This window comes from Rhizobacter sp. P3_B12 (assembly GCF_056402895.1).
Map to the genome: position 1 here is coordinate 1 of NZ_JBFUGN010000295.1, position 6397 is coordinate 6397.

Annotated in this window: 6 protein-coding genes; all 6 read left to right on the plus strand. The window is 70.5% G+C overall.

Annotated features, from left to right (window positions below):
• The first annotated feature begins 34 nt into the window (after nucleotides 1-34).
• Nucleotides 35-1591, plus strand: a complete 1557-nt coding sequence (gene murJ, locus AC1D01_RS16415; protein WP_477868044.1) for a murein biosynthesis integral membrane protein MurJ — start codon at nucleotides 35-37, stop codon at nucleotides 1589-1591.
• 9 nt (nucleotides 1592-1600) lie between these two features.
• On the plus strand, nucleotides 1601-2470 hold the full coding sequence (locus tag AC1D01_RS16420; RefSeq protein WP_477868046.1) for a SirB1 family protein: 870 nt from the start codon (nucleotides 1601-1603) through the stop codon (nucleotides 2468-2470).
• Between the two features lie 150 nt (nucleotides 2471-2620).
• Nucleotides 2621-3682 (plus strand): AI-2E family transporter, encoded by a 1062-nt coding sequence (locus tag AC1D01_RS16425; RefSeq protein ID WP_477868048.1) that lies wholly within the window; start codon nucleotides 2621-2623, stop codon nucleotides 3680-3682.
• Between the two features lie 7 nt (nucleotides 3683-3689).
• Nucleotides 3690-4364: a DnaA regulatory inactivator Hda gene (gene hda, locus AC1D01_RS16430; protein ID WP_477868050.1), complete on the plus strand. Its 675-nt coding sequence runs from the start codon at nucleotides 3690-3692 to the stop codon at nucleotides 4362-4364.
• Entirely contained in the window at nucleotides 4361-5032 is a 672-nt protein-coding gene (locus tag AC1D01_RS16435; protein ID WP_477868052.1) for an HAD family hydrolase, read from the plus strand. The genes hda and AC1D01_RS16435 overlap by 4 nt, the downstream gene beginning before the upstream one ends.
• Nucleotides 5029-6397 (plus strand): polynucleotide adenylyltransferase PcnB (gene pcnB, locus AC1D01_RS16440; RefSeq protein ID WP_477868054.1); only part of this gene is annotated, 1369 nt, incomplete at its 3' end. The genes AC1D01_RS16435 and pcnB, both read left to right, overlap by 4 nt.

A 6397-nucleotide genomic window follows, 5' to 3' on the forward strand; every position in this document is an offset into this window, starting at 1 on the left:
ACCTATAATCCGCCCGCCTTCCTGCTCCTTCCCCATGAACCTGCTGCGTGCCGCCTCCGTCGTCTCCCTGCTGACCCTGGCGTCGCGCATCACCGGGCTGGGCCGCGAACTGATGGTCGCCGCGATGTTCGGCGCCGGCGCCTGGACCGACGCCTTCCAGGCCGCGTTCCGCATCCCCAACATGCTGCGCCGGCTGTTCGCCGAAGGCGCCTTCGCGCAGGCCTTCGTGCCGATCCTCGGCGAAACCCGCACCCGCGAGGGTGACGAGGTCACGCACCTGCTGGTCAATGCGGTCGCCACCGTGCTGTTCTGGGCGCTGCTCGTCACCTGCGTGGCGGGCATGGTCGCGGCGCCGGTGATCGTCTGGCTGATGGCCTCCGGCCTCGCGCAGTTCGACGGCGCGGTCGTCATGACGCGCTGGATGTTTCCCTACATCGGCTTCATCTCGCTGGTCGCGCTGGCCGCCGGCGTGCTGAACACCTGGAAGCAGTTCGCGGTGCCTGCCGCATCGCCGGTGCTGCTGAACCTGGCGGTGATCGGCGCCGGCTGGGGCCTGGCGCCGGTGTTCCGCCGCTGGGGCATCGAGCCGATCTACGCGATGGCGGTCGGCGTGATGATCGGCGGCGTGCTGCAACTGGCGGTGCAGTTGCCCGCGTTGGCGCGCATCGGCCAGCTGCCGCGCATCGGCATGACGCCCGCGCGCATCCGCGCCGCCTGGCACCACCCGGGCGTGCACCGCGTGCTGCGTCAGATGGCGCCGGCGCTGCTGGGCGTGTCGGTGGCGCAGCTGTCGCTGCTGATCAACACGCAGATCGCGTCGCACGTCGGTGTCGGCGCGGTGTCGTGGCTGACCTACGCCGACCGGCTGATGGAGTTCCCGACCGCGCTGCTCGGCGTCGCGCTCGGCGTGGTGCTGATCCCGCAGCTGTCGGGCGCGCAGGCCCGCGCCGATGCCGAGGCCTACTCCGGCCTGCTCGACTGGGGCCTGCGCCTGGTGCTGCTGCTCGCGCTGCCCTGCGCGGTGGCGCTGCTGGTGTTCACGACGCCGCTGGTCGCATCGCTCTACCACCGCGGCGCCTTCCGGGCCGAGGACGTCGCGCAGACCGTGCTCGCGTTGCGCGGCTACGGCGTCGGGCTGATGGGGCTGATCGGCGTGAAGATCCTCGCGCCCGGGTTCTACGCCCGGCAGGACATCCGCACGCCGGTGAAGATCGCCGTGGTCGTGCTGGTGCTGACCCAGCTGATGAACCTGCTGTTCGTGCCGCAGCTCGGCCATGCCGGGCTGGCCCTGTCGATCGGCCTGGGCGCGCTGGTCAATGCCGGCTGGCTGTTCGTCGGCCTGCGCCGCGCCGGCAGCTACACGCCGTCGGCCGGCTGGGCGGGCTTCACGTGGCGGGTGCTGCTGGCGACCACGCTGCTGGGCGCCTTGCTCGGCTACGCATCGCTGAAGCTCGACTGGATCGCGCTCGGCCAGCAGCACGGCGCGCGGGCCGCGTGGCTGGCGGCCTGCCTGGGCGGTGCGGCCGTCGTCTACTTCGGCACCTTGCTCGCCACCGGGTTGAACCCCAGACAGTTCGCACGGCGAGGCTAAACTGCCCGGATGGCCCGTCCGTTGCAGTTCGAAGCGCCCACCGTGCTGGAGTATTTCGCGTCGCTGGTGGCGGATGACGCCAGCCTGTCGCTGACCGAGGCGGCCGTCGCGATCGGCCAGGACGACGATCCCGGGCTCGACGCCCAATCGGTGCTGGCCGAGATCGACCAGCTCGCGCTGCGCCTGAAGCAGCGCGTCCCGGCCGATGCCGTGCCGCTGCAGCGGCTGCGCCGGCTGAACCACTTCTTCTTCAGCGACCTCGGCTTCGCCGGCAACATCAACGACTACTACGACCCCGGCAACAGCCACCTCGGCACGGTGCTGCGCACGCGGCGCGGCATCCCGATCACGCTGGCGGTGCTGTACATCGAGCTGGCCACGCAGATCGGCCTGCAGGCGCGCGGCGTCTCGTTCCCCGGGCACTTCCTGGTCAAGCTGCACATGCCGCAGGGCGAGGTGGTGATCGATCCGTTCACCGGCCATTCGCTGTCGCGCGACGAACTCGACGAGCTGCTGGCGCCGTACCGCCAGAGCAACGGCCTGGTCGGCGATTTCGACGTGCCGCTCGGGCTGTTCCTGCAGGCCGCGCCGGCGCGCGACGTGCTGGCCCGCATCCTGCGCAACCTGAAGGAAATCCACCGCACCAGCGAAGACTGGCCGCGCCTGCTGCAGGTGCTGAACCGGCTGGTGATCCTGCTGCCCGAGGCCTGGGAGGAGTGGCGCGACCGCGGCCTCGCCCATGCCGAGCTCGGCATGACCCACGAGGCGCTGCATGACCTGGACCACTACCTGGCCCATGCGCCGTCGGCGCCCGACCGCACGGCGATCCGGGCGCGCGTGGCCCGGCTGCGCAGCGCCGGGCCGCGGCGCCTGCACTGAGAGGGTGAGAGCAGGCCCCGGCCTGGCAACGATCCCGGCCGTTTGGGGGCGCGTCCGCCCCGGCCCTTAGAATTTGCCGCTTCCTGCCGGCACCGCCCACCCCGGGTCTCGCTTTCAAAACTGAGCAAGCCGGCATCACCGACACCGTCGATGCAACTCTCTCCCGCGCAGCGTCAAACCCTTTCGTGGCTCGCCATCGCCCTGGTGGGGCTGGTGCTGGTGTGGCTGCTGGCGCCGGTGCTGACGCCGTTCATCGTCGGCGCGGTGCTGGCCTATGCGCTGCACCCGCCGGTCGAGCGGCTGGCCRCACGCGGCGTGCCGCGCGTGCTGGCGGTGCTGGGCGTCGAGGTGCTGGCGCTGCTGCTGGTGCTGACGGTGCTGCTGCTGATCGTGCCGATCCTGTCGAAGGAGCTGCCGCTGCTGCGCCAGCAGGTGCCGCTGCTGATCGACCGCTTCAGCCAGTGGGCGACGCCGTGGCTCGCCCAGGTGGGCATCCACGCGCAGCTCGACACCGCGAGCCTGAAGGAATTCATCGTCCAGCGGCTGGGCGACAACATGGAGGAGTGGGCCGGCACGGTGCTCAGCTCGGCGCGCATCGGCGGCAGCTTCCTGCTGGCGATCGTCGGCAACGCGGTGCTGATCCCGGTCGTGCTGTTCTACCTGCTGATGGACTGGCCGCACCAGGTGGCGCGCCTGGAGGGCCTGATCCCGCCGCGCCTGCAGCCGGGCGTGCGCAGCTTCATGGACGAATGCGATGCGGTGCTCGGCCAGTACCTGCGCGGCCAGCTGCTGGTGATGGGCATCCTCGCGGTCTGCTACAGCATCGGCCTCGCGCTGTTCGGCTTCGACCTCGCGGTGCCGGTGGGCGTGTTCACCGGGCTGGCGGTCTTCATTCCCTACCTCGGCTTCGGGCTCGGGCTGGTGCTGGCACTGCTGGCCGGCACGCTGCAGTTCGCGAGCGCCTACGGGCTGATCGCGGTGGCGGTGGTGTACGGCTCGGGCCAGGTGCTGGAGAGCGTCTACCTGACGCCGCGCCTGGTCGGCGAGCGCATCGGCCTGAGCCCGCTGACGGTGATCTTCGCGCTGCTCGCGTTCGGGCAGCTGTTCGGCTTCGTCGGCGTGCTGATCGCGCTGCCGCTCAGCGCGGTGATGGCGGTGGCGGCCGGGCGCGTGCGCGCCGCCTACCTCCACAGCAAGCTGTTCCGCGGGTGACCGGGCGATGCGCCAACTGCCCTTGTTGATTGCCAGCGACCCGGCGCACACCTTCGAGACCTTCGTCGTCGCCGGCAATGCGCTGGCACTCGCCCACCTGCGCGGGCTCACCCGCCRGGCGGCGCCGGTGCTGCTGTGGGGCCCGCCGGGCGCCGGCAAGACGCACCTGCTGCGCGCGCTCGCGAGCTCGGTGCAGCAGCAGGGCGGGCGCGTCAGCTGGTTCACCGCGGGCGATGACCTCCCGTGGCTGTTCGACGAGGGCGACATGCTGATCGTGCTGGACGACTGCGATGCGCTCGACGAGGCCGGCCAGCAGGCGGCGTTCGCGCTCTTCGTGCAGGCGACGACGCACGGCATCCCGGTGGCGGCGGCGGCCCGCGTGCCGCCGATCGACCTGCCGCTGCGCGAGGACCTGCGCACCCGGCTCGGCTGGGGGCACATCTTCGCGATCGAGCCGCTCGGCGAGGCCGAGGCCCGGGGCGCGCTGCGCCGCGAGGCCGACCGGCGCGGCATCTTCCTCTCCGACGACGTGATGGACTACCTGCTGACGCGCTTCTCGCGCGACCTGAAGCACCTGATGAAGCTGCTCGACCGGCTCGACGAATTCGCGCTCGCGCACAAGCGGGGCATCACGGTGCCCTTGCTGAAGCAGATGCTCAGCGAGGAGGGCGGGCTGTCATGAACCTGTGCCTGTTCGACCTCGACCACACGCTGATCCCGCTCGATTCCGACCATGCCTGGGGCGAGCACATGCTGCGCCTGGGCTGGGTCGAGACGGAAGAATTCCGCCGCGCCAACGATGCCTTCTACGTGCAGTACCAGGCCGGCACCCTCGACATCCACGAATACATCGAGTTCGCGACCCGCGCCTGGCGCGATCGCCCGGCGGCCGAGCTGGCGGCCGCGCAGGCCGGTTTCATGCGCGAGGTGATCGCCCCGGCGATGCTGCCGGCGGCCATCGCGCTGGTGCGCGACCACCAGGCGCGCGGCGACCTGGTGGCCATCGTCACCGCCACCAACGAGTTCGTCACGACGCCGATCGCCCGGGCGTTCGACRTGCCMCATCTGCTCGCGGTGGAGCTGGAGCGCGGCCCGACGGGTAACATCACGGGCCGGATCCACGGAACACCTTCGTTTCGAGACGGCAAGACGACCCGCACCCGCGAGTGGCTGGCAGGCCTCGGGCATCGGTTGCAGGATTTCGAACGCATCAGCGTCTACAGCGATTCGCCGAACGACCTGCCGCTCCTGGAGTGCGCCACCGATCCGGTGGCCACCAATCCCTCGCCGACGCTGGAAACCCTGGCGCGCGGGCGAGGCTGGCGTGTACTACAACTATTCACCCAATGATCAAGAAGTTCATTGACAAGCTGCTGGGCAAATCCAGCACCCCGATCGCGGTGCCCAAGGGCAAGCGCGTCGAAGTCCCCGCCAGCGAGCACGGCATCGACCCGGCGCTGGTCGACGAGAACGCGGTGCGCGTGGTGCAGACCCTCGCCGATGCCGGCTACGAGGCCTACATCGTCGGCGGCGCGGTGCGCGACCTGCTGGTCGGGCTGCGGCCGAAGGATTTCGACGTCGCCACCAACGCCACGCCCGAGCAGGTCAAGAGCCTGTTCCGGCGCGCCTTCATCATCGGCCGGCGTTTCCGCATCGTGCACGTGGTGTTCGGCCGCGGGCGCCAGGATCGTGGATTCAGCGAGGTGATCGAGGTCTCGACCTTCCGCGCGATGATGGACGCCGCGGCGTCCGAGCAGGTCAGCGGCAACGAGAAGACCTCGAAGAGCGAACTGGCCGGCAAGACCCATGCGGTCGATGCGGCCGGCCGCGTGCTGCGCGACAACGTCTGGGGCCCGCAGATCGAGGATGCGGCGCGCCGCGACTTCACCGTCAACGCGATGTACTACGACCCGCAGCGCCAGGTCGTCGTCGACTACCACGGTGGCATCAAGGACGCGAAGAAGAAGGTGCTGCGCATCATCGGCGATCCGGTGACCCGCTACCGCGAAGACCCGGTGCGCATCATTCGCGTCGTGCGCTTCGCGGCCAAGCTCGGCTTCACGATCGACCCGAAGACGCGCGCGCCGATCCGCGAGCTGGCCGCGCTGCTCGACAGCGTGCCGGCCTCGCGCACCTTCGACGAGATGATCAAGCTGCTGCAGACCGGCCACGCGCTGGCCAGCATCGAGGAGCTGCACAAGCAGGGCCTGGCCGGCGCGGCGCGCGGGCTGTTCCCGATCCTCGACGTGATGCTCGACGATGCGCAGAAGCACCCGGCGCGCCAGAAGTTCGTGCAGCTCGCGCTGGCCGACACCGACCGCCGCGTCGCCGAGAGCAAGCCGGTGGCGCCGAGCTTCATGCTCGCCTGCATGCTGTGGCACGAGGTGCTCGACCGCTGGCTGCGCCTGAAGAAGGGCGGCGAGGCGCCGTTCCCCGCGCTGCAGCAGGCGATCGACGCGGTGTTCGATGCGCGCATCGGCGACATCTCCGGCCGCGGCAAGCTGGCCGGCGACATGCGCGAGATCTGGCTGATGCAGCCGCGCTTCGAGCGCCGCACCGGCAACGGCCCGTTCACGCTGGTCGAGCAGCCGCGCTTTCGCGCCGCGTTCGATTTCCTGCGGCTGCGCGCCGATGCCGGCGAGATCGAGGCCGAGCTGGCGCGCTGGTGGGAAGACTTCTCGCTGGCCGATCCGGACGAGCGGCATCGCCTGATGC